Origin of the sequence: Propionispira raffinosivorans DSM 20765, from assembly GCF_000381065.1 — a bacterium.
Lineage (GTDB): Bacteria > Bacillota > Negativicutes > Selenomonadales > Selenomonadaceae > Propionispira > Propionispira raffinosivorans.
In genome coordinates this window covers 1-22,827 of the sequence record NZ_KB905859.1, presented here as the reverse complement: position 1 = coordinate 22,827, position 22,827 = coordinate 1, and the positions used below count along the sequence as shown (strand labels likewise).

Genomic DNA, 22,827 nt, shown 5'->3' with positions numbered 1-22,827 from the left:
TTAAAATGAAAAAATTTAAACGAATACATATTATAGTTATGGATTCAGTTGGAATCGGTGAATCTCCTGATTCAAAATTATTTGGTGATGTTGGTGTTAATACACTTGTGCATATTGCAGAAAAGAAACAGGGCTTATATATGCCAAATCTGCAACAATTGGGCTTATCTAATATTTGTGAAATACAAGGAATAAAAAAAGAAGTATCGCCAAAAGCATATTTTGGTAAAATGCAGGAATCATCAAATGGAAAAGATACGATGACGGGGCATTGGGAAATGATGGGACTCTATATTGCTAGTTCATTTCGTGTGTTTCCTGATGGATTTCCTCCAGAATTAATTGAGAAAATCGAAACGTTCTCTGGTAGAAAAATTATTGGTAATAAACCAGCCAGCGGAACCGAAATCATTGAAGAACTGGGTGAAAGACAGCTTAAGACGGGAGAACTTATTGTCTATACATCAGCGGATTCAGTACTGCAAATCGCTGCCAATGAAGAGGTTATACCATTGGCTGAATTGTATAAAATTTGCCAGTATTGCAGGGATATAACACGCGAAGATCCGTATGCCTTGGGACGGATTATTGCCAGACCTTTTGTTGGAGATACGGCAGATACTTTTAAGCGGACACCGAACCGACACGATTATGCACTGAAACCTTTTGGCAAAACAGTGCTAGATTCTTTACAGGAAGCCGGACTTGATTCGATAGCAATTGGTAAAATAGCGGATATATTTGATGGTCAAGGTGTTACAAGAACAATACGGACAAAATCAAATATGGATGGAATGGATCAATTCATTGTTTTGCTCGATGAAAAGTTTCATGGGCTCAGCTTTACGAACTTAGTTGATTTTGATGCAGCCTATGGACATAGACGCGATCCAATCGGGTATGGGAATGCGCTGGAAGAATTTGATGCTCGGCTTACTGAAGTATTTGCTAAAATGACGGACGAAGATTTATTAATATTGACGGCGGATCATGGCAATGATCCAACTTATAAAGGAACAGATCACACCAGAGAATTCGTTCCGCTTATTGTATATTCTAAGCGATTTTCTGCAGGTAAAGATTTAGAAATTCGCCAGAGCTTTTCGGATCTGGGGGCAACGGTAGCCGATAATTTTGGCGTGAAAATGCCAGCATATGGAGAAAGCTTTTTAGGAAAATTAAAATAAAGGTGGTAAATAACCATGAGAATGGTAGATTTAATCTCGAAAAAACGTGATGGACACGAATTAACGACAGAAGAAATCAGCTTTTTCATTGACGGATATACCAATGGAACGATTCCTGACTATCAGGCCAGTGCCATGGCCATGGCGATTTATTTTAAAGATATGAATGATCGCGAAAGAGCGGACCTTACAAGATCTATGGTGAATTCAGGGGAAACGATTGATTTATCAGCGATTGAAGGTATAAAAGTGGATAAGCATTCAACGGGCGGGGTAGGTGATACGACAACGCTGGTTTTGGCGCCATTGGTTGCCTCACTTGGTATTCCAGTTGCCAAAATGTCCGGCCGTGGGCTTGGACATACAGGTGGAACGATTGATAAACTTGAATCGATCAGCGGGTTTCATGTAGAGCTGACAAAAGAAAAATTCATTGATTTGGTAAATCGTGATAAAGTAGCGGTAATTGGTCAAAGCGGTAACTTAACTCCGGCTGATAAAAAACTTTATGCGCTTAGAGATGTCACGGGTACAGTCAATTCTATTCCGTTGATTGCGAGTTCGATTATGAGTAAGAAAATTGCTGCTGGTGCAGATGCGATTGTGCTTGATGTGAAAACTGGTGCAGGAGCTTTCATGAAAACGGAAGAAGATGCTGAAAATTTGGCACATGCCATGGTGCAAATCGGCAATCATGTTGGGCGAAAAACGATGGCAATTATTTCGGATATGTCTCAACCACTCGGGTTTGCAATCGGAAATGCACTTGAAGTACAAGAAGCAATTGATACTTTGAAAGGTGAAGGTCCGGATGATTTAACTGAATTGGTTTTAACTTTGGGCAGCCAAATGGTTGTTTTGGCACACAAAGCTTCAACTTTAAAAGAAGCAAGAATAAAGCTGCAGGAATCTATTAAAAGCGGCAAGGCTTTAGCAAAATTTAAAGATTTTATCAAAAATCAGGGTGGGGATGTTTCTGTGGTGGATCATCCTGAAAAATTGCCACAGGCAAAATATAAAATTGAAGTTCGAGCGAAAGAAAGTGGATTCGTAGCAAAAATGGTGGCTGATGAAATTGGGATTGCGGCGATGCTCTTGGGGGCAGGTAGAGCAGCGAAAGATGATGTTATCGATTTGGCAGTTGGATTGATGTTGCGTAAAAAAGTAGGAGATCCAGTAACGAAAGGGGATTCACTTGTAACGATTTATACAAATTGTGAAGATGTAGACGCTGTAAAAACGAAAATATATGAAAATATTTTTATTGCCAGCGAGGCTCAAAAACCAGTTTTGATTCATAAAATCATTATCGAATAAATAGCAAAAAGCGTTCTGGTTCAATACTGGAACGCTTTTTTATTATAAATTTTGAAAAAATTTGTAATAAAAAAGGTTTTTTCTGAATTATCGAGAATGCTTATATGTTTGGGCTTTTGCCATTTCACAATAAGGAGGGATTATTTCTGATAACAAAATTTAACTGTACCTGCGCTTCGCTTGAAGATTTTCGTATGGCAAGGGAGTCTATACGAAAAAATCTTTGTACAATTTGTCCTGAATATTCGATGCAATTATTTGTAGTTATCAATGAAGCAGTAAATAACGCCTTTTTCCATGGTATAAATGATCATAAAGGTACTCACGTAACACTTGATATTCAGCGAAATCAACAAGATTTATGTATGATAGTAAAGCATAATGGTGAAGGATTTACCCCTGAATACATTGACTGTACCACCAACAGTGAGATGTATAATGAAAGCGGGCGTGGGATTGATATTATTAAACATTATGTGGATTCATTGGAATTCAGTGCCTCAGGTTGTGAGGTTATTATGCATAAACAATTAAGCATTTCATCTATGGGAGGAGTTATTTCATGAAAGCAGACATTAAAATGATCAATAATAAAGTAGTAATTACATTAGAAGGCAGCCTTTATGTTGAAGATGCGCTTTTGATTAGAACAAAAGCATTGTCTTATTTCCAAGACGGGCACAATAATTTTCTCATTGATTTAACACAAGTAGATTATATTGACAGTTCAGGACTCGGAGTCTTAGTTGCTCTGCAAAAACGGGCTTTAGAACATCATGGCGCACTTCAGCTGCGTGGATTAAATGGTGTTGTAAAAGAGTTATTTGAGCTTACTCGCTTAAATAAAATTTTTGAAATTGTATAATGTTTTTTTAGTATTTTGCTAGGAACCTTACATAATGAAAGGTTGCTAGTCTTGTTTTTGTATATTTAAAATACGAAAAGAACCATTGGGAGATCTTAATAATGAACGACTTGCCACTAGAAGAACTCGTCACGAATATTACTCATTTCTTTCCTGATTGTAGTTATTGGATATTTGATATGCTTAATGACCCTTTATTATTACTTGATGAGTTTGGTATGATTTTATTCATGAATGATAAAGCACGCACTTTTTATGGACACTCACTAGAAGAGGCGAAACAGCTTCATATAGCGCAACTTGATTTAAAAATAACCGTTTCTGCCCAATACTTGCATATGATTCGTAAATCTGGCGATGCAGGTTATATTTTCTTATCTACTCATAAAAAAAAGAGTAACGAACTTGTACCTATACAAATTCATGCCCGTTATATTACAGTGCACGATAAAAGCATTTTTGCTTTGGTGATAAAGGATATTTCAGTAGAAAAACAGCTTAAACAAGAATTTGAGCTTATTAGCCAAATGCAAAAAAATATGCTGCCCGCCAATTATAAAAATCCGCTTATTGAAATACGCTCTATTTATCGACCTTATAATTATGTAAGTGGTGATTTTTTTGATTTTAAATGGGAAAATAATCACATTTTACATGGCTATATTTTTGATATTATGGGGCATGGTTTGGCGACAGCATTCAATATGTCAGCTATTCGAGTTTTATTGTCGCAGGCTTTCGGACAGCACATTCCATTGAATGAAAAATTGGCTTGGTTTAACCAGCAGGCTATTTCGTTTATAGAGAATGATTCATTTGTGGCTGTTCTTGGCTTTTCATTTGACTTTACTACAAAACAACTGACCTACAGTATGGCTGGTATCAACCAGTTTTTAGCCATTAATCAAAAGCAGCCGCTGGTGGTCAAAGAGCCGGGGATTTTTGCCGGATTAGATAAAAACGCTGTTTATGAACAACATACCATGTCGTTTTTTTCAGGCGATATCTTTTATTTTATGACCGATGGATTATTTGAGTTGCTTCCGGCACCTGAACAACACTGCCCGAGCGGTTGCACGGCAAGTTATCGCTGGCTTTGTAAAGCTATGCGCAATCCGGCGTGTCGTGATGATATTTCTGCATTATGTTTATATATAAAATAAGCCCTTTATAGATTGGATGATGATACATGAAACTTACTTTACGTATGAAACTTTTGATTGGTTTTTTTTCGCTGATCGTGTTGACCTTGGTTGGTCAAACCGTCATGTTGAATAATCTTGGACAAAATTATGCCAGCTTGCTTGGGCAATTACTTAGCGAAAATATAATTTTACTTATTATCGAAATGGCAGTTGCTATTGGTATCGTTTTTCTTTTGGAAAGATCCATTTTAAGATCGATTGACACATTACGCCACACGATGAAACGTGCTGGAGAAGGTGATCTAACCGCACATAGTGACATGCAGACAAAGGACGAATTCGGTGAATTAGCGGGTTCTTTTAATACGATGATTGATAGTCAGGATCGGATCGTTCGGCAGGTATCAACTGCCAGCGACCAATTATCAGCGGCTTCGGAAGAAATGTCAGCTTCCTCACAGGAAGTAACTGCTTCATTTGAAGAAATTGCCAGTAGCATGGAATCTTTGTCGGGGGAAACCGAAAAAGGTAATAAAGCGGTACTGGAAGCATCACAGTCTTTGGTACAGTTATCATCGCTGATTCAAATGGCCAAGCTTAAAGCTAGCACGACAGAGAAAGATTCCGTGGCTACGCAAAATTCGGCACAAGAAGGTTTAAATAATGTGCATGAAACAATTCAGACGATGAATGAAATCAAAAACCAAACGCAAATAACATCGGATATGATTCATGATTTAGATGAATATTCGCAGCAAATCAGTCAGATTATTGATACGATTACATCAATTTCGAATCAGACGAATCTGCTGGCTTTAAATGCTGCGATTGAAGCCGCTCGTGCAGGTGAACATGGCAGGGGCTTTTCTGTCGTTGCGGAAGAGGTTCGGAAATTGGCGGAACAATCCAACCAAGGTACACAAGAAATTACTCATTTAATTGAAAACGTATCGCAAAAAACAGCTCAGGTAGTCACTGCTATGGCGGAAAATAGTACACAGGTAGAAGCTGGCGTAACGGCGGTTACACAAACGGGAACAGCATTGGATATGATTTTGCAGGCAGTAAAGCACACTGCAGCAGAAATTAATGCCATTACGAATATTGCAGCAGAAGAAGTTGCGAATTCGGATCAGATTGTTCAATTGATTGATAACCTTGCCAGTATTATTGAAGCAGTAGAAAAACATACGGAATCAATTTCAGCTGCCACCCAGCAGCAAACAGCAGCGATGCAGAATGTTTCAAGCTGTGCGGAAGAAACAGCTGCAATGTCCAGTACATTGAAAAATAGTATCCACCATTTTAAGCTATAATTCTTTTTCAAGAATGATGCAAAAAGGAGCCGATCAAATGGACACAAAACAAACTGCCGATAAATTACTACGATTGATAAAGACATGTCCATCACCGTTTCATACGGTTGAAACTAGCATACATATACTAGAAAAAGCTGGTTTTATAAAACTGCTTCCAACCGAAGTTTGGGAATTAGAATTAGGCAAAAAATATTACACGTCTGTCTATGGTTCAACGCTTATTGCTTTTCGTATTGGCGAAAAGGCGCGCGACGGATTGCGGGTAGCAGCAGCACATACGGATTTTCCCTGTTTGCGTATTAAACCTGCTGCTTCAATTGGTGAAAATACCTATGGCAAACTCAATGTAGAAACATACGGTGGACTTATCTTGAATACATGGCTGGATCGGCCGCTTTCTATAGCAGGTAAGGTAGCAATAAAGGGCAGTAACGCTTTTTCGCCAGAGATCAAGTTGGTTGATCTGAAACGCCCCTTGCTTACCATTCCTAATCTTGCAATTCATATGAATCGTAACGTCAATGAAGGTGTTGCCTTGAATCAACAAAAAGATATGCTGCCATTGGCAACAATGCTGAAAAAAGATGGGAAAGACAAAAATTTCTTTGATGGCTTTCTCGCAAAAGAAATCGGCTGTAATAAAGAAGACATTCTTTCCTATGAACTTACGTTATACCCCACCGAAATGGGATGCATTATGGGATTTAAGGATGAGTTTATTTCATCACCAAGACTCGATAACTTGACTTCAGTTCAGGCTTGCCTGACCGGAATTATAGAAGGAAAACGTAATCAGGGAATAGACATCATTGCTTTGTTTGATAATGAAGAAGTTGGCAGTCATACGAAGCAGGGGGCTGGATCGGTTGTTTTGCCGCAAACCATCGAACGCATTTATGAAACACTGGGGTATTCCCGCAGTGCGTATTTTTCCGATGTAGCCAAGGGCTTTATGTTGTCAGCAGATGTTGCTCATGCGATGCATCCTAACGTGCCAGAAAAAAATGACGTAACAAATAAACCCATATTAAATGGTGGAGTTGTTCTTAAAATGGCTGCAAATCAATCTTATGCCGGTGATACGGAAGCGATAGCTGTTGCCGCAGAACTTTGTAATCAAGCTCATATTTTATATCAGCATTTTGTTAATCGTTCTGACGCGAAAGGCGGTTCTACGCTTGGTTCTATCGTTTCGTCACTTCTACCAATGCGTACGATGGATATTGGGGTGCCGATTCTTGCGATGCATTCTGTGCGTGAATTGATGGGTATAAAAGATCAAAAAGCGCTTGAGGATATGATAAAAGCATTTTTCTCTTGAAAAAACAAAAAAAGCATGCTTTGTAAAATTTTACAAGACATGCTTTTTTTGTTTTTATGAAGATTTTTAATAAAGAATACGGATGCTGCCATCGTTAAAGATTTCAATATCATTATAACTATCCAATATATTTTTTGCCGTGTTCGGACCTACGGTTGAGATAGCAACCTGATCATAAATGATGGAACAATAACTATTGAAAATTCCCAGATTGTTGATGCCAATATAATGGTGAACATCATTTTTTCTTCCATTTGGCATCAATTTTAAGCCGTTCTTTTTTAGCCATTCAACCGTTTCCTCATGCGTTTTGAGACTTTTTGTGAGGTAGGCGATTACATGTCGATCTGTAGCAGCATGACCAATTTTGAATTGATCTAAACATTCTTGACAAATGCCTTTTTCACCAACAAAAGCATAGGCGACAGGTTTATCTTCGTAACAATAAAAGCAACTGCCATTATTATGGCGACGCCACTTATAAACATCTTCAAAAGTTTTTTTCTTTAAAAATACCATGCAGTAATTCTCCCTAATCTATTGAGTGATACCCATTAGTATATCTGTTTCGTATCCGCTTGTATATAAGAAGTCGATATTATGGCAGTTAGAAAGACTGGGTAGTAGATCACAGATCTACTTTATTAACGTCCTCTTTTTTATGTTGGAAATAATGAATTAGTGAATAATATAGTGGGATTGTTAGAAATAAAATCCAAGCTGGATGCCATATATTATATGAGAACCCGAGAATAAGGTAAAGCGTAGTAACCATGATAGGATAAGGCAGCAAAGACCAGCTTTTTCTTTGCCAGGCAGTTTTTAGGCCACGACTGAGCGGAATCAGTAAAAAGATAAGCCAGGTAGGATGCCAGATATTAAAAAATATGCCGATGGATAAAAAAACAATGATAGATAACATAATGATAGGAAAGGATGCAGAATGATGGTGTTTATAGCCCCATTTTTTGCGAGCTTCTTTAAAGGTATACTTTTCGCCGTCAATCATAACATGAGCCGTATCTTTCATATGCACGTTGTCATCTTGCTGACCATCAGCAGCATAAATTCCATCTCGACCAATATAGATTTCACCATCATCACTTTTTAGGTGAATACCCGTGAATTTTTGACGAGTGGTTTCTTCAATTGTTGATTCTGCTGAGGTAGTTGATTTAGAGTTCGTGTGTTCAAAAATTTCCTCTTCGGTAGATAGCAATTCATCGAGGGAGACCTGATAAATTTTCGCTAGTAATATGAGATTATCTGTATCAGGAGAAGATTCGGCTCGCTCCCATTTACTTACAGCTTGGCGACTAATGCCAAGCTTTTCTGCTAAGGATTCTTGTGATAAATTATTTTTTTTTCGAAAAGTAACCAATCGATTGGCAATTTCAATATTCATGGGACATTGCTCCTTTTATCTATAATAGAATATGAACTTTGACAAGCCATATCTCGCATTCATTATATAAAAACACGTGTAGTTGCACTATATATTCTACTTTTCATGTGCCGCAACTATTGGTTGCGGGTAAGCGTAAACGGCTTGATTAGTAGGCGTTCCTTTTAGTTTATCATATTTATTTTATAAAGAATATTTTATGATTTTTATTGGAAGCGGAGGGTATTCACTGTTTGTATAGCATCCGCCTTCAATAAAGGTATTTTTTTGTTGAAATATAGTTTAAGGCAGATATTATATTGACGAATACTTTGATTTCTGGTACGATGACTTTATAAATTATTGTTTGGCAATGGAGCCTCACCTTTTAAAGGGAGGTTTCTTTGTTTTTTTAGGGAAAAACAAACATTAAGGTGAGGAATGAATTTTATGCAACAAGATATTGATTTACCATTTTGTTATGGTGAGAATACAATATATGTAGTTGGTAATGCAAAAACACAACAAAATAATCCCATTACTATTCAATTTGGACAATTTTTTATTGGGTTTGTTATTGATAGGGAAACGGGTTTGATTATTCAATGTGATGTTTCAGCAACACTTCAGACGACAACGAAGTTTATTCGCAGCCTATTTATTGGTAAAAATATAAAAGATAATGCAGAAATAGTTAAACAAGAAATTGAAAGTCGCTATTTTGCATCATCACAAAAAGCTATTTTTGTAGCATATAAGGATGCACAAAAAAAGTTTAGCTGCATTCAAAAAGGAATACAAATCGATTTATCATAATATGTTTGAATTTTATGATAAAATCATTATCGTGCTAAAAGATGTTTCCTTGTTTTAATGAATACCATATATTTTTTGAATATTGTACATTTATGCTGCTTTATTTACATATATGCTTGCTTATAAACAGGTGTAGACTTAAATGAAATCCAGCAAGATATGTTCTCTTATGAGAGAACTGTCTTGCTGGATTTTTCTCGTTTATGGCAGGTGTAATTATCCGTTGGCATTATTAAATGTGGTTAAGTAAAATGATAAAAGAGAAGAAGGTTGTATTATGAAAATTACTGAAATTAAAATTGGCAAAGTAAGTATTCCCTTAAAAAAAACATTTAAAACGGCCTTACGACAGGTGGATTCAGCGGAAGATATCATTATTAAAATAATGACTGATACTGATGATATCGGGTTTGGTAATGCACCACCTACGGCAGTTATTACCGGTGACAGCCAAGACTCAGTAGTAGCAGCTATTCGTGATACGATAGGTCCGAAACTCATTGGCATGGATATAGAAAATATTGAAAAAATCATGACGGATCTAGATGCATCCATGCTGCATAACAATTCCGCTAAAGCGGCTATTGATATTGCTATTTATGATCTGTTTGGCAAACTGCATAAAATTCCTTTGTATAAACTATTTGGGGGATACAGTAGTAGTATGACAACGGATTTGACGATCAGTGTAAATGCTCCCGAAGAAATGGTGACAGATTCCTTAGAAGCATTGGCAGAAGGTTATACCGAACTAAAACTGAAAGTTGGCACCAATGCAGATTTAGATATTAAAAGAGTAAAGGCCATACGCGAAGCAGTAGGCAATGCTGTTAAAATTCGACTGGATGCAAATCAAGGCTGGAATCCAAAAGAAGCGGTTCGAACGATTCACAAATTTGAAGATCTTGGGCTGGATATTGAATTCATTGAACAACCAGTTAAAGCTCATGATTTTGAAGGTCTAAAATATGTAACAGATCATGTGGAAACCAATATTATGGCAGATGAAGCAGCCTTTGGTCCTTATGAGGTATTTAGACTTTTGTCGATGCGAGCTTGTGACTTGATTAATATCAAATTAATGAAAGCAGGTGGTCTGCATAATGCCATTAAAATTGCGGACATGGCTGAAACTATGGGGGTGCAGTGTATGATGGGCTGTATGCTTGAAAGTAAGGTTGGCATTAGCGCAGCAGCAAGTATAGCAGCTGGGAAAAAAATCATCACAAAGGCAGATCTGGATGCAGCAGTATTATTAGCCTCAGATCCAGTAGTAGGGGGGGTAGCTTTCTGCAAAAATCAGATTTTAATGTCCAATACTCCTGGGCTGGGGATAACAGCGATCGAAGACTGGCAAGAAATTGATAATAAAAATATAAAATAGAAAGGACTGAATGCTTTTATGGGAGTTGAAGAATTTAGTATTTTGTGGGGACTACTTGGGTTATTGCCACTTTTAGTATATGTTGTTCTGGTTTTTCGTGATATGGATCCTTTGCCAGTTACGGTTTTATGTGTTATTATCGGGGCCATTCTTACCAGTCAAACCCTCGTGTCCTTCGCAACTGTTATGTCCAATGCCATGGGATCTTTCTTGGCTTTAGTTGGATTGATTATCATGCTGGGACGTGGACTGGGAGAAGTTCTGACAGAGACAAAGGTCAGTCATACACTCGTACACAAAATCATTTATAGTATAGGTGTTGATACCGAAAACAAAGCAATGCTGGGTATGATGCTGGCTTGTCTTGTGGTTGTCGGACTTCTTGGTACTATGGCTGGTGGCAATGCTATTTTAGCACCGATTATATTGCCTATTGCTGCAGCGGCGGGTTTGACTCGTAGTACGGTGGGTGTACTGTTTCAAGCCTGTGGCGAAGAAGCACTCATTTTAGGACCTTTTACACCACCGGTTATTGCATTACTAGGGTTAACACATACAAGTTATGGTGAAATGCTTTTAAAGGTTGCGTTGCCAATTGCACTTGTAACGTTAGTCACGACTTGGATTGTGGTGCATCGCATTCAAAAAACAACAAAAGGAAAAAATGATTATGATATTCCGCAAAATGTTGAGCAATTTACGCCTACGAAGAGACAAAATTATTCAAGTCTTATTTTTATACTTGCATTTATTGCGGCTGTTGTATATGGCATTATAATGAAAGCGGGTACGGCCTACGTTATTGTCGTTATGCTTGGCTTATCAATCATTACAGGTCTGGTCGGTGGGTTAAACATTGATAAAATTTTCAAGCTGGTTGTCAAAGGTATGGCTGGTAATGTAGGGCTATTTATTCTATTTCTTTTTTTGGAACCATTTATGAATTTTATTGAACAGGCTGGAGGATTTAAAGCTTTGGGGCTTATTTTGCAACCTTTAGTTAATATGGGTGGTAAACCTTTTGTTGCGATTATTGGAGGCTTGACGGGTGCTTTTGGTTTAACGGGGGCTACGGTTGCCGTAATGAAAATGCTCAATGACATGTTTGGTACATTGGTAACGCAATATGGTGTATCGATGGCTGCTTGGTCAGTGGGGCTGGTGGTAGCTACTCGGGTGGCGAATTTCGTATATCCAGGTTCTAATATGTTTAGTTCGATGGGATTTGCCGAATCGAAGGATATTAAATCTATGATTAAAAATGGCGTTATCGTGGCATCCATGCAAATTGTATTTCTTATTATTTATGCCAATCTATTTTCGTAAATAAGTGATATCTTGATTTATATTTGAGTGAGTAACGTTAGGATTGGGTTTAATTCAGTCGTTTCACATAATCACTGAGTTCAATAGTTGAACTTAAATATATATTATATGAGGAGAAAATTATGATGAAGAAGTTTCTGGTAGGTAAAAACGTAATACTGTCAATATTCACATGTTTCATATTTATATATTTGATCGGGTTGAGTTTGCCCGAAGTAGCTGGTGCAGCAGAGCCAATGTCTGAAAAATGGTTAAGTAAACAGGTGTCAACGATACCAATAGAGAAAAATGTAAAATATGCGGTCTATATAAAAAATTTAAAAGTTGATGATAAGGCAGTCGTATTAAATTCTCATAAAATGGCTTCGGCGAGTTTAATTAAAATTCCGATCATGATTGAAGCATTTAATCAAAAAAATCAGGGAAAACTCAATTTTAATGAACAAATCGTTATTAAACATGCACAAGCAGTTGAGGGTGGATCTGTTTACAATCTGCCAGATGGCACGGTGCTGACAATAGGGCAAATTTTGGATTTGATGATTGTTCAGAGTGATAACACTGCAGCTAATATTTTAATTGATAAATTAAAAATGGAAAATATCAACGCCATGATTCAAAAATTAGGCTGTCAAGATACAATTTTGCAAAGGAAAATGATGGACTTTGAAGCTGTTAAGCAAGGTCGGCAAAATTATACTTCGGTAACAGATATGGCGAATATATTGGGAAAACTCTATACTTCAAAATGTCTTGATCCAGCCAGTGATAAGGCTATGCTTGCTATTATGCTTCGACAAGAAGATAATACAGTAATTCCGGCGCAAATACCTCATGATTTGAAGATAGCCCATAAAACAGGGGAATTAGATGGCATGTATTATGATTGCGGCATTATATATGGTCATAGTAGTGACTATATTCTCTGTATTATGGCTGAAAATGTGAAAGATGAACCGCATGTATTATATGATATGTCATCTTTATCTTTGGCAATTTATGATAAGATTGGCCGCTGAACAAAACGGCCAATAGAGACATCCCATGGATGGCGCAAAGAAGCAAATAGTTTGCTAAATAATAAGTATCCTAAATGAGAAAAGTATAGAAACATCGTACACCGAAAAAAATGCAATATTTTAGGAGAGTAAGGTCATTCAATTCATGGATGACCTTGCTTGAGCGCTGAAAAAAAGAACTAATTATATAGGGGGTATTGTGTTCTATAGCCATATAATGTATAATGAAAATCGTTGTAAGCCTTATAGCACTGGGCTTAGAATATTTTATAGTTTTATTGGGGATGTAGCTCAGCTGGGAGAGTACTTGAATGGCATTCAAGGGGTCAGGGGTTCGAACCCCCTCATCTCCACCAATGAAATCAAGGGTTGTGCGGTATGCAGCACACCGTCAAGTGGTCATGGATATGGCACATATGGGCACAATAGAGACTAAGCGGAGCAGCTTAATCTCTATTGTGCCTTAATTTATGTTGACAAACATTTTCCAATCAGTCCGCCCATCCGCAGAACGTTTACATCAATTGGCGGTGCATGCAAGTCGGCTTTATGAGGAAAAAGAGGACTTCGCTCGTCTTGGCTGTCTAAAGGGTGGATTAACCATATTGTGACTAGCGTGAATGGTAATGTATCAGATGCTATCCGTAACGGAAATACAACTGTTCATAAAATAGCTAAAAATAGTCATGCTTTGTCTATAATTGCCGATACCTTACAACAATCCATACAATTTTTTAGTTCAAAAAAGTAATATTCATATCAAATGAAACATGTAAAACCAGGTTTATTTTTTTTCTGCATTATATGTTGGAGAAGCAAAGATGTACTTAAGGGCTCAATCGGGTTCTATAATAGATGTTGAGGTAAGTAATTTGTTTTTTGCTTACCCCAACATTTATTATAGAACCAAAATACAATGGGGATTATCAAGAATATGGTAGCAAAGTAAAAGACGCAGGGGTTTATTTATAAATAGCGAATATACGTGAATAAGACTTAAATTAAAAGTATAAACAGAAAAAAGGGGTGCATGTATGGTGTATGGTAAAAAATGGTGGAGCTGTCTAGCCACGGCTGCTCTAGTAGTATTTACATTAAGTGCAACGGCACAGGCAGCGGATATTAAATTAGATATCAAAGAAAGTGTCTGGGAATTGAAACCGGGTCTGTCGACAACTGTATGGACCTATAATGGGACGATTCCGGGTACCCCGATTGTGGTTCATGAAGGCGAAAATGTTATTGTTGAAGGTGTAAATCATTTGCCAGTAACGACAAATATTCATTGGCATGGTTTAGTTGTACCGAACGATCAGGATGGTCCTAACCGCGTTATAGAACCAGGAGCTTCTTTTCGTTATGAATTTACCGCAAAAGAAGCTGGAACGTATTGGTATCATTCACATTATCGGCCTGTATTAACACAGGTTGATATGGGCTTGTATGCTCCGTTTATTGTAAAAACAAATGCGGATGATAAATATAGTGGAGATCATATTTTGGTACTTGATGATTGGTATTTAGACGAAAATGGTAATCGTTTGACAGGAACAGCCCGTGGAACTATGGAGCGCTATGGAAATATTGAAACGGTAAACGGCAAAACGGGCGAAGCAATTGAACCATTAGTATTTAAACCAGGTGAATTGCATAAATTAAGATTTATTAATGCTTCAACAGCCGCTTATCATACCTTGCAATTAGATGGGCATAGTTTTCGGGTAACACATACGGATGGACATCCGTTAGTAGAACCATATATGACGGATAAAGTTACCTTGGCACCTGGAGAAAGACTTGATATTGAAGTTGCAGCAGATGGAAAAGAAGGGCAAGTATATCATTTGACTAGTGATAGACCAGCGCTTGGAATCAATATTCCGATAGAATATAAAGGGAAAGCAGTCCATCAGGTGGTTTCCCCCTTTATATCTCCAGCAAGCAAAAGCTTTCCAGGTATAGCAGAAAAAACACCAGATTATGTTTTGGAACTGGGCTCAACGATGATGACCAAGATGTCAGATCATACAGGAACGACAGGTGCAATGCACGATATGGCGGGCATGAATCATATGATGAACAGCGAATCTGGAATGGTTACGAACGGCATGCAATCTAAAGACATGCCAATGAATATGTCGATGTCTGGGATGCAGTGGACGATTAATGGAAAGGTTTTCCCAGAGACAGACCCGTTGCAAGTAACTGTTGGAAAAGTCGTAAAAATTCGTTTTTGGAATAAAGATACCCAGGGTATGCATCCAATGGATCATCCAATACATTTGCATGGAACCTATTTTCAAGTTGTCTCTTTGAATGGAGCACCTCCGGAACGGGAAACTTGGAAAGATACGATCAATGTTCCAGCAGGACAATATGTAGATGTTGCATTTAAAATGGAAGAGCCAGGGACTTGGATGCTGCATTGCCATATTTTAGATCATGAAGATGGTGGAATGATGACAATGATTGAAGCTAAATAAATAAAAAGTCACCATTGTATATTCGGTAAAATCTACAATGGTGATTTTTTATGCATAAAGTGCTGCTAAGTTATCTGTATCCATAGCAAGTTCTGTATCACCTTTTTTGACGGTTGCTACAATTTTTATGCTGGCGATTGCTTCAATCATTTTGAGGTTGTCTTCTTCCATAGGTCGCCCAAATGAAAATTGTTCAGAATGATTCCCTGCACAGAAATTTTACGTGTGTGAAGATGTTCTATGGTGAGTACAGCAGTATTGATTGTGCCCAGACCGACATCAACGATGGTGTGAGTACGCGTAGCTTGAACTTTTTTACGAGAAGACCTGTTCATATGTTTTTCCAATATCGGGTTCTGTGACAGTGATACATTTCCCCATGTTTTATACTTCCTTTACTTCGATTTTTATAGGTTCGTTATTTTTTTGTATATCCAGCCAGAGGCTTGCTTTATAACAACGTACACTCAAAAATGCGGCGAGATAGCACAGACAAAAATCTCCTGGAATTTGCAAAATACCACTATACAGTATAAGCGGCCAAAAGGCAATTGGCGCATCGATTATATAGTTTGAGCTGATATAAAAGTAAATGAGTCCGAATATGTAGACAATGATCATGCCACCGAGATTTACGGCAAGCATATTATATAGTGTGATATTCTGATCGCGACGTGCCATGACACCAGTAAACCATGCCTGCAGTATAAAACCGACCAGGTAGCCAAAGGTCGGTTGCAGGATATAGCCAGGACCACCACCCTCGGCGAAAACAGGTACACCAATGAGCCCTAAAAGCACATAGACGCCAACGGCTGTTGCGCCAAGTTTACCGCCGAGTAATAAACCTGCAAGCAGGGTGAAGAGAAACTGCAGGGTAAATATATCCGTCCCAACGGGAATCTTGATAAATGCACCTATAGCCACGAGCGCTATAAAAAGTGCGCAGAGTGTCATTTCTTTAAGTTTTAAATTTTTCATTTTATCGCCTCCACAAAATTACTTTATAAGAATACGCTTTTACACTTTAATTGTCAACCTGTTTTTAAATTATAGTTTACTGATATTTACCAGCATAAATTGGTGCATAAATCTGGTCTGAGTGGCAATCCAATCCTATAATGGTACCATAAATCAAGACATTTTCTGAACACGATTATTATGATAGTTTAGCATTTACTGGTGCATAATGTATTTTGACGCTTACTTAATTTGGTAGTCTGAATTTCTACCGGAATTTTAAACTATACGTGTACAGAACCTCATATTGATCTGATAAAAAAGTGCGAGAAATAGTATTGGTATTCGGAAAAACAGAAAATAGCATGAAATATTCTGTTTCCATAAGACATTCTATAAAAGGGGAACAGATATTTTTTTTGTTTTTTTCCGCAATATCAGCCAGTTAAAAACGGACATCACATTTTATCGCATTTTTTGGCATTGAAATTGCATATATAAATATGCAGAACATTAAGAAAAAATTATTTCGATTAGGAGAGGGTTCAATATGAAGGCAGTTTTATTAGAAGGACCAAATAAAGTAAGAGTTGGCGAGATTGCTGTACCAAAATGTCCATCTGATGGATTTTTATTAAAAGTGAGTGCATGTGGTCTCTGCGGCTCTGATATCAGGACTATCCGCAATGGTAGTGGCAAAATAAAGCAATACCCCGTCATTATGGGGCACGAAATTACCGGAGTCGTTGCGGAAGTTGGCAGTACTTTACACGCAGACTATAAGGTCGGCGATAAGGTTGCTGTGGGGTCAACTGCATCGTGTGGTGAATGTTATTTCTGTAAAAAAGGACAGGAAAATCTTTGCTCTGATATTAAGTGTCTAGGTAATGGACCTGTAGATTTTCCCGGCGGTTTCGCAGAGTATGTTGCAGTACCTCATATGTTTATTGAAAAAGGTCCGGTTAAAAAGCTTACCAATAATGTTGATATTGATGTAGCGGCTTTAGCTGAGCCTCTGACAACGGTAATGAATTCACATGATAACATTACATTCGATTCCAATGATACAGCCGTAATAATCGGAGCAGGACCAATTGGTGCCCTCCATATCGCTAACCTGAAACTAAATGGTATTGGAACTACAATTATTGCTGATGTGTTTGAAGAAAGGCTGGCATTAGTCGCAGCGGCAGCTTCGCCGGACATTGTAGTCAACGTAAAGAAGGAAAACCTGGTAGATGTTATCAAAAAGGTTACACATGGAAGAGGCGCGGATATTGTGATCGTAGCATGTTCAGTAAAAGCTGTACAGGAACAGGCATTCAGCTATGTTCGCAAAGGAGGACATGTGATTTTCTTTGGCGGGCTCCCTGACCAAAATCGTATGATTCAACTGGACAGTAATGTTTTGCATTACAGCCAGCTTACCTTACATGGCACTTATATTTCTCGTCCGCATCACTTTTTTAAGGCTATTGAGCTCATTACTCAAAATAAAATTGATTTATCGAAACTTGTAACAAAAATGAAAATGGATGATTTCGATCAAGCCATGGCTCTGGCCGAATCGGGAAAAGTATTGAAGGTTGTTATAAATCCGTAAGTGAATATGGGAAATGGCCATCTTTTATTTGCTTATGGTTTTAATAAATAAATAAATAAAAATTAGGAGGAAAAAATTATGATGAACAGGTTGTATAGCCCACTATTAAACCCAATGACTGAAGGAATTAATTTAGATGATTACTGTGTTGCCACATATCTGATTGGCGCTGAAAAGGACGAGGACCCGATTATTAAAGCAGCCAGCATTGGCATAGAGCAAACCACGGGGTCTTGGACTGATGTAGAAGCAGAGACAGACGAGGTTAGAGCAAAATATGCTGCTAAAACTCTCTCTGTTTTTGAAGTACCTGATTATGAAAATTTTACCTATATGAAAAAGGACTTAGCTGATCGTGATATGCGCTTCTATGTAATCAGAATCGCTTTTCCTCAAATAAATATCGAAGACAATATGCCTCTTTTATTTGCCACAATTACTGGCAATATCACATCTATGCCATATTTACGGCTATTGGATATCGATTTTCCAGCTAAGTTTGTTGCTAAGTTCAAAGGACCTAAATTTGGTATAGCGGGTATCAGGAAGATCTTAGGTGTTAAAGACAGACCACTGTTAAATAATATGATCAAACCTTGCACAGGATATACACCAGAGGTAGGGGCAAAACTCTTTTATGACGCAGCAATAGGCGGTGTGGATATTATTAAGGATGACGAACTGATTTCGGGAGACAGAGCTTTCAACAAACTTGAAGATCGTGTGAAGCTGAACATGGCGGCTGCAGCCAAAGCTGATAAGATTAAAGGCGAAACTACTATGTATACCGTAAATATCACTGATGAAGTTCATAAATTAAAAGACAATGCCATGCGAGCTATTAAAGCTGGTGCTAATGCGATTATGGTAGACGTTTTTGGCATTGGTTTATCAGCACTGAGATCATTGGCAGAAGATCCGGATGTTAATGTTCCCATCCTGGCTCATACCTGCTACGGCGGAGCTCTGAAAACTTCCCCATATCAGGGAGTAAGTTCAAATGTATTATTCAAGCTATTGCGTATGTGCGGAGCTGATATTATTCTTATCGAGTGTCCTTATGGTAAATTTGATAATATTCAGAGTAAATATATACGTAGTATTCAAATTTGTCAAGGCAAGTTCTATGATCTAAAAGCTTCATTACCATTTATTGGTGGTGGAGTAATACCAGGATTGATTCCAACTATTATGCAAGATACGGGTTATGATGTATTGTTAGGAGCTGGTGCTTCCGTGCATGGTTTCCCAACTGGACCTGTAGATGGTGCTAAAGCGCTACGTCAGGCTATTGATGCTTGTATGGAAGGTGTAAGCCTGAGAGAAGCCGCTAAAGATCATAAAGAATTAGAGGCTGCTGTTAATAAATGGGGCATTTATGGAGAAGAAAATCTGAAAAACCTCTATGCTATTTAACTAAGTTTGGATTGGCTACTACCCCGGAGTGCCGCGAATTGGGTCTCCGGGGGTACTAGCCTTCAAAATATATTCTAATAGACATAGAAAAGAGGTGGATTTGTTTTGTTAGGGAACTTGACGAAGTATCTAAATGAAAAGACTATTCGTACACAAATTGAGTGCCAGGACTGGGAAGAAGCGGTCAGGAAAGTGGGAAATATACTATTTGAGAACGGTGATGTCGAAAGCTCCTACATTGACGGGATGATAAAATACGTTAAAAAGTATGGTCCATATATAGTATTGATGCCAGGTTTTGCCTTGGCCCATGCTCGACCAGAAGACGGTGCTAAGAAAGTAGCCATGTGTATGATCACCCTGAAAACCCCTGTTAAGTTTGGTCATGAGAATTATGATCCCGTTTATGTGGTAATGGGTTTAAGTGCACCAGCTAAAGAAAGACATGTTGAAGCTCTTGCTGATATTTGTAATATTTTAAAGGAAGAAAAAATTCTGGAAGTGATCAAGTGTGCCCAGACTGCAAATGATATCATGAAAATATTTAACTCTGACGAAACTTTACTTTCACAGCAAGAAATAGCCCCATCTTGATATAACTAGGAAAAGCAGACAATCGTCTGTATAGTTTTTTTCGATAAAAAGACGAAACCGTCTTGTAAACATTTTTATTGACATCGTTAAAGATATTCAATAATTGTTTTAAAGCAATTGTCCAATCTAGGTCAGCAACTTCATTGAACAACGCAAAAAACATATAAGCTCAACTTAATTGCGGTGTTGGAAAATTAGACGGAATAGCACTTTTATAAACAAGGAAGAGGGAAAATCCATATTCTTGACGATTTCTGATTTTATGAGATGCTTAAGCATATTCAATTTTTGAAATCCAGCACGTAATGAAAGTTGAGCATTTAAGAAATAACATTAAATAAGGAGGAAAAAATCATGGCTTGGAAAAAAGTAAACGGTGCTTGTATTTGTGGATGCGGAATGGGAAGTTCCCTGCTCCTGAAGATTCTTCTGGAAAGTATCCTTGAAGAGGAAAAAATATCTTCCAATATCGAATGCGTTGATTCGGGGAGTGTTCCCAACGGTCTTACTTTAGTGGTGACTTCTAGCGCTTTTGAAAAAGAAATGAACGACAGGTTTGAAGGAAAAATTCCGGTTATAGCAATAAAAGATTTTTACGGAAAAGGGGAACTTGAATCAAAACTTAGAGATATTGGTGTTATTGATTAAAAATCTTGTCTTGACAGGGTGATATCACGGCAAAAAGCATGAAGAGAATGTTTTGAAAACCCGGAAAATCTCTAGTGTACTGACACATTGACTTTTAAATAAATTAAATTTTAATATACTGGCAGCATATAAAGTGAGCCAAAAATACAAAACTAAATATCAATGTGTTAGTACACTAGAAGTACTGAGAGTTATGGTAGCTGCGCTGAATACACAAAGGAAGGCGGATTACATAGTGGCTCTCAAAAATAACCATAAAACTTTATATAAATATCAGAATATTCTAATGATTAAAGCAGGTACAGTGTTAAAGAAGAAACACTACAAATCTACGATACCCATAAAAAGAGGAGGTCGAAGAAAACTATGGTTAGTGCAATCATGGAATTTTTAGCTAACGAGGTTTTAACTCAGGCTGCAGTGGTCATGGCATTAGTTGGTCTTATTGGTTTAGTTCTCCAAAAGAAACCCATTGAAAGAGTTATGACAGGTGTTATTAAGATTTATGTAGGGATGACCATTTTCACCCTCGGGCTTAATGCAATTTGTGCTCAAGTTGACATTTTCACAAAAATGTCTTTGCAAATTGTAGGTGCTTCGAACGTATTGGAGGGTGCAACCAGGGTTCCTATCATTGCCTCATATGATAATGTTATGAGCGCGGCGGCATTAACGCTCGGTTTAGCGTATGTCGTAAATATCTTAATTGCGCGATTTACAAGGATGAAAATTATCTACCTGACCGGTCATTGGTCACATTGGACATGCATCTGTGTTTGTGCAGTGCTGATGAACTACCTGGGTATTGCAAGTACTACGGCTATCTTAATCGGCGGCGTTATTGTTGGGACATACCAAGTCGTGTTCCCCTATATGCTTCAACCCTATACCAAAGTACTAACGGGAGGGGCTCCCATAGCCTTCGGACATGGTGTCAGTTCCTGTGCCTTAATCGGTAGTTGGATCGGAAGCAAAATAGGGGACCCCAATAACAGCTTTGAAGATATCGAATTGAGCGGACGTTTATCTTTCCTAAAAGAAGTTGTTATCACAGTGGCTCTCACTATGTCAGTTATGTATGTGGGCTTGTCACTAATCGTAGGTAAAGATTTTGTTATGACATTGAGTGGTGGAAAGAATTGGATAATGTTTTCTATATTTTCTGGGTTTGGTTTCTCCGCTGGTCTTATGGCTCTTCTTTACGGAATTCGTATGTTTATTGCTGAAATCACCCCGGCTTTCCAAGGTATTTCCACAAAACTAGTTCCCGGTGCTATACCAGCTTTTGACTGCCCCGTTTTTTTCCAATACGGTGCCAACTCTTTGCTGATTGGTTTTGTTATTGCTCAGATTTGTTCTGTTATTAGTATGGCCATTTTAATGAGATTTGATATGACTGTTCCAATATTAATGGTAACCTATGAAAATTTCTTTGGCGGCGGTGTTGTAGCTATTTTTGCCAATAAATTCGGTGGTAAAAAAGCTGCTATAGTCGGTGCAATGTTCTTCGGTTTTACTGCAACATTGGGAAGATCTCTTTTCTTCCCAATGCTTGGTCCAATGGTTGCTTTTGCGCAAACGACAGCTGAATGGGACCAAATGGTTGTCTGTACAGTGGTAGGTTGGATTGGAAACCTCCTTGGTTTAGCACAATATATGTTCTAAACAATCGAACCGTTCAGACTATAAGCATAATCAACGCTATAATCTGAATATCAACAACATAAATGTAAAACATAAGGGGTGGATAGGTTACACTAAACTGGACAGATAAAATAAGGTCAAGTACACTTAAACTCAATATAAGATGAGGAGATTTACAATGAGCAAACGTGAACGCAGAACTTATACAGAAGAATTCAAAAACCAAATTGTCCAGTTATATTTAAATAATAAACCCCGACAGGACATCATTCGCGAGTACGAATTGACACCTTCTACCTTTGATAAATGGGTGAAACAAAATCAAACATCAGGTTCCTTCAAAGAAAAAGATAACCGTTCTCCCGATGAAGCTGAAATGATCAAACTCCGTAAAGA

At 37.8% G+C, this 22,827-nt stretch carries 23 protein-coding genes and 1 tRNA gene; 20 read left to right on the top strand and 4 right to left on the bottom strand.

Features of this window, described 5'->3' with window-relative positions; genetic code table 11:
* Positions 1-5: 5 nt before the first annotated feature.
* The 7 genes from deoB (at position 6) to F606_RS0114850 (ending at position 7,154) form a co-directional block, all read left to right on the top strand.
* Positions 6-1,187 carry a phosphopentomutase gene (deoB, locus tag F606_RS0114880; RefSeq protein ID WP_019554682.1) on the top strand — a complete coding sequence of 394 codons (1,182 nt, stop codon included), beginning with the start codon at positions 6-8 and terminating at the stop codon, positions 1,185-1,187.
* A gap of 15 nt (positions 1,188-1,202) precedes the next feature.
* Positions 1,203-2,504: a pyrimidine-nucleoside phosphorylase gene (locus F606_RS0114875; RefSeq protein ID WP_019554681.1), complete on the top strand. Its 1,302-nt coding sequence runs from the start codon at positions 1,203-1,205 to the stop codon at positions 2,502-2,504.
* 104 nt (positions 2,505-2,608) lie between these two features.
* Complete coding sequence (locus F606_RS22395) at positions 2,609-3,070, top strand: ATP-binding protein (RefSeq protein WP_019554680.1); 462 nt, start codon at positions 2,609-2,611, stop codon at positions 3,068-3,070.
* A complete protein-coding gene (locus F606_RS0114865; RefSeq protein WP_019554679.1) occupies positions 3,067-3,369 on the top strand; it encodes an STAS domain-containing protein in 303 nt (100 codons plus the stop codon). Before F606_RS22395 ends, F606_RS0114865 begins: the two co-directional genes overlap by 4 nt.
* Before the next feature lie 101 nt (positions 3,370-3,470).
* Positions 3,471-4,532, top strand: a complete 1,062-nt coding sequence (locus F606_RS0114860; protein ID WP_019554678.1) for a SpoIIE family protein phosphatase — start codon at positions 3,471-3,473, stop codon at positions 4,530-4,532.
* 26 nt (positions 4,533-4,558) lie between these two features.
* Positions 4,559-5,830 (top strand): methyl-accepting chemotaxis protein, encoded by a 1,272-nt coding sequence (locus F606_RS21255; RefSeq protein ID WP_019554677.1) that lies wholly within the window; start codon positions 4,559-4,561, stop codon positions 5,828-5,830.
* 37 nt (positions 5,831-5,867) lie between these two features.
* Positions 5,868-7,154 (top strand): M18 family aminopeptidase, encoded by a 1,287-nt coding sequence (locus tag F606_RS0114850; protein ID WP_019554676.1) that lies wholly within the window; start codon positions 5,868-5,870, stop codon positions 7,152-7,154.
* Positions 7,155-7,220: 66 nt separating this feature from the next.
* On the opposite strand, the gene F606_RS0114845 is transcribed toward F606_RS0114850, so the two are convergent.
* Entirely contained in the window at positions 7,221-7,673 is a 453-nt protein-coding gene (locus F606_RS0114845; RefSeq protein WP_019554675.1) for a hypothetical protein, read from the bottom strand.
* Between the two features lie 109 nt (positions 7,674-7,782).
* Entirely contained in the window at positions 7,783-8,559 is a 777-nt protein-coding gene (locus F606_RS0114840) for a helix-turn-helix domain-containing protein (protein WP_019554674.1), read from the bottom strand.
* A 429-nt stretch (positions 8,560-8,988) separates the two neighbouring features.
* Between F606_RS0114840 and F606_RS0114835 the strand changes: the two genes are divergently transcribed.
* The 7 genes from F606_RS0114835 (at position 8,989) to F606_RS0114810 (ending at position 15,566) form a co-directional block, all read left to right on the top strand.
* Positions 8,989-9,354: a DUF3870 domain-containing protein gene (locus tag F606_RS0114835; protein ID WP_051083358.1), complete on the top strand. Its 366-nt coding sequence runs from the start codon at positions 8,989-8,991 to the stop codon at positions 9,352-9,354.
* A 277-nt stretch (positions 9,355-9,631) separates the two neighbouring features.
* Positions 9,632-10,738, top strand: coding sequence for a dipeptide epimerase (locus F606_RS0114830; RefSeq protein WP_019554672.1), 1,107 nt, complete (start codon positions 9,632-9,634; stop codon positions 10,736-10,738).
* Positions 10,739-10,756: 18 nt separating this feature from the next.
* Positions 10,757-12,064 (top strand): hypothetical protein, encoded by a 1,308-nt coding sequence (locus tag F606_RS0114825; protein ID WP_019554671.1) that lies wholly within the window; start codon positions 10,757-10,759, stop codon positions 12,062-12,064.
* A 122-nt stretch (positions 12,065-12,186) separates the two neighbouring features.
* On the top strand, positions 12,187-13,083 hold the full coding sequence (locus F606_RS21250) for a serine hydrolase (protein WP_083924057.1): 897 nt from the start codon (positions 12,187-12,189) through the stop codon (positions 13,081-13,083).
* Between the two features lie 280 nt (positions 13,084-13,363).
* A tRNA-Ala gene (locus F606_RS0114815) sits at positions 13,364-13,439 on the top strand.
* Positions 13,440-13,553: 114 nt separating this feature from the next.
* A complete protein-coding gene (locus tag F606_RS23520) occupies positions 13,554-13,694 on the top strand; it encodes a hypothetical protein (protein WP_154651179.1) in 141 nt (46 codons plus the stop codon).
* Positions 13,695-14,117: 423 nt separating this feature from the next.
* Positions 14,118-15,566, top strand: coding sequence for a multicopper oxidase family protein (locus F606_RS0114810; RefSeq protein WP_019554669.1), 1,449 nt, complete (start codon positions 14,118-14,120; stop codon positions 15,564-15,566).
* A 48-nt stretch (positions 15,567-15,614) separates the two neighbouring features.
* Here F606_RS0114810 and F606_RS23845 read toward each other — a convergent pair whose 3' ends face one another.
* Positions 15,615-15,737 carry a hypothetical protein gene (locus tag F606_RS23845; RefSeq protein WP_281166776.1) on the bottom strand — a complete coding sequence of 41 codons (123 nt, stop codon included), beginning with the start codon at positions 15,735-15,737 and terminating at the stop codon, positions 15,615-15,617.
* 213 nt (positions 15,738-15,950) lie between these two features.
* Positions 15,951-16,547, bottom strand: a complete 597-nt coding sequence (locus tag F606_RS0114800; RefSeq protein WP_019554667.1) for a biotin transporter BioY — start codon at positions 16,545-16,547, stop codon at positions 15,951-15,953.
* Positions 16,548-17,076: 529 nt separating this feature from the next.
* On the opposite strand from F606_RS0114800, the gene F606_RS0114795 reads away from it, so the two are divergent.
* From F606_RS0114795 to F606_RS0114765, 6 genes are all read left to right on the top strand, one after another.
* Positions 17,077-18,129 (top strand): alcohol dehydrogenase catalytic domain-containing protein, encoded by a 1,053-nt coding sequence (locus F606_RS0114795; protein WP_019554666.1) that lies wholly within the window; start codon positions 17,077-17,079, stop codon positions 18,127-18,129.
* 78 nt (positions 18,130-18,207) lie between these two features.
* Positions 18,208-19,545, top strand: coding sequence for a RuBisCO large subunit C-terminal-like domain-containing protein (locus F606_RS0114790; RefSeq protein ID WP_019554665.1), 1,338 nt, complete (start codon positions 18,208-18,210; stop codon positions 19,543-19,545).
* Between the two features lie 105 nt (positions 19,546-19,650).
* A complete protein-coding gene (locus F606_RS0114785; RefSeq protein WP_019554664.1) occupies positions 19,651-20,139 on the top strand; it encodes a PTS sugar transporter subunit IIA in 489 nt (162 codons plus the stop codon).
* Positions 20,140-20,493: 354 nt separating this feature from the next.
* Positions 20,494-20,787 (top strand): PTS sugar transporter subunit IIB, encoded by a 294-nt coding sequence (locus F606_RS0114780; protein WP_019554663.1) that lies wholly within the window; start codon positions 20,494-20,496, stop codon positions 20,785-20,787.
* 366 nt (positions 20,788-21,153) lie between these two features.
* Positions 21,154-22,452: a PTS transporter subunit IIC gene (locus F606_RS0114770; protein WP_019554661.1), complete on the top strand. Its 1,299-nt coding sequence runs from the start codon at positions 21,154-21,156 to the stop codon at positions 22,450-22,452.
* Positions 22,453-22,609: 157 nt separating this feature from the next.
* Positions 22,610-22,827: transposase (locus tag F606_RS0114765; protein ID WP_019554660.1), on the top strand; the 218-nt coding region annotated here is incomplete at its 3' end.

Coding starts and splice junctions, on each gene's coding strand:
- F606_RS0114830 (WP_019554672.1), top strand. CDS start 9,632: ATGAAAATTACTGAAATTAAAATTGGCAAAGTAAGTATTCCCTTAAAA.
- F606_RS0114790 (WP_019554665.1), top strand. CDS start 18,208: ATGATGAACAGGTTGTATAGCCCACTATTAAACCCAATGACTGAAGGA.
- F606_RS0114875 (WP_019554681.1), top strand. CDS start 1,203: ATGAGAATGGTAGATTTAATCTCGAAAAAACGTGATGGACACGAATTA.
- F606_RS23845 (WP_281166776.1), bottom strand. CDS start 15,737: ATGGAAGAAGACAACCTCAAAATGATTGAAGCAATCGCCAGCATAAAA.
- F606_RS0114795 (WP_019554666.1), top strand. CDS start 17,077: ATGAAGGCAGTTTTATTAGAAGGACCAAATAAAGTAAGAGTTGGCGAG.
- F606_RS0114780 (WP_019554663.1), top strand. CDS start 20,494: ATGGCTTGGAAAAAAGTAAACGGTGCTTGTATTTGTGGATGCGGAATG.
- F606_RS0114800 (WP_019554667.1), bottom strand. CDS start 16,547: ATGAAAAATTTAAAACTTAAAGAAATGACACTCTGCGCACTTTTTATA.
- F606_RS23520 (WP_154651179.1), top strand. CDS start 13,554: ATGTTGACAAACATTTTCCAATCAGTCCGCCCATCCGCAGAACGTTTA.
- F606_RS0114850 (WP_019554676.1), top strand. CDS start 5,868: ATGGACACAAAACAAACTGCCGATAAATTACTACGATTGATAAAGACA.
- F606_RS0114825 (WP_019554671.1), top strand. CDS start 10,757: ATGGGAGTTGAAGAATTTAGTATTTTGTGGGGACTACTTGGGTTATTG.
- F606_RS0114770 (WP_019554661.1), top strand. CDS start 21,154: ATGGTTAGTGCAATCATGGAATTTTTAGCTAACGAGGTTTTAACTCAG.
- F606_RS0114840 (WP_019554674.1), bottom strand. CDS start 8,559: ATGAATATTGAAATTGCCAATCGATTGGTTACTTTTCGAAAAAAAAAT.
- F606_RS22395 (WP_019554680.1), top strand. CDS start 2,609: ATGTTTGGGCTTTTGCCATTTCACAATAAGGAGGGATTATTTCTGATA.
- F606_RS21250 (WP_083924057.1), top strand. CDS start 12,187: ATGATGAAGAAGTTTCTGGTAGGTAAAAACGTAATACTGTCAATATTC.
- F606_RS0114835 (WP_051083358.1), top strand. CDS start 8,989: ATGCAACAAGATATTGATTTACCATTTTGTTATGGTGAGAATACAATA.
- F606_RS0114865 (WP_019554679.1), top strand. CDS start 3,067: ATGAAAGCAGACATTAAAATGATCAATAATAAAGTAGTAATTACATTA.
- F606_RS21255 (WP_019554677.1), top strand. CDS start 4,559: ATGAAACTTACTTTACGTATGAAACTTTTGATTGGTTTTTTTTCGCTG.
- F606_RS0114810 (WP_019554669.1), top strand. CDS start 14,118: ATGGTGTATGGTAAAAAATGGTGGAGCTGTCTAGCCACGGCTGCTCTA.
- deoB (WP_019554682.1), top strand. CDS start 6: ATGAAAAAATTTAAACGAATACATATTATAGTTATGGATTCAGTTGGA.
- F606_RS0114845 (WP_019554675.1), bottom strand. CDS start 7,673: ATGGTATTTTTAAAGAAAAAAACTTTTGAAGATGTTTATAAGTGGCGT.
- F606_RS0114860 (WP_019554678.1), top strand. CDS start 3,471: ATGAACGACTTGCCACTAGAAGAACTCGTCACGAATATTACTCATTTC.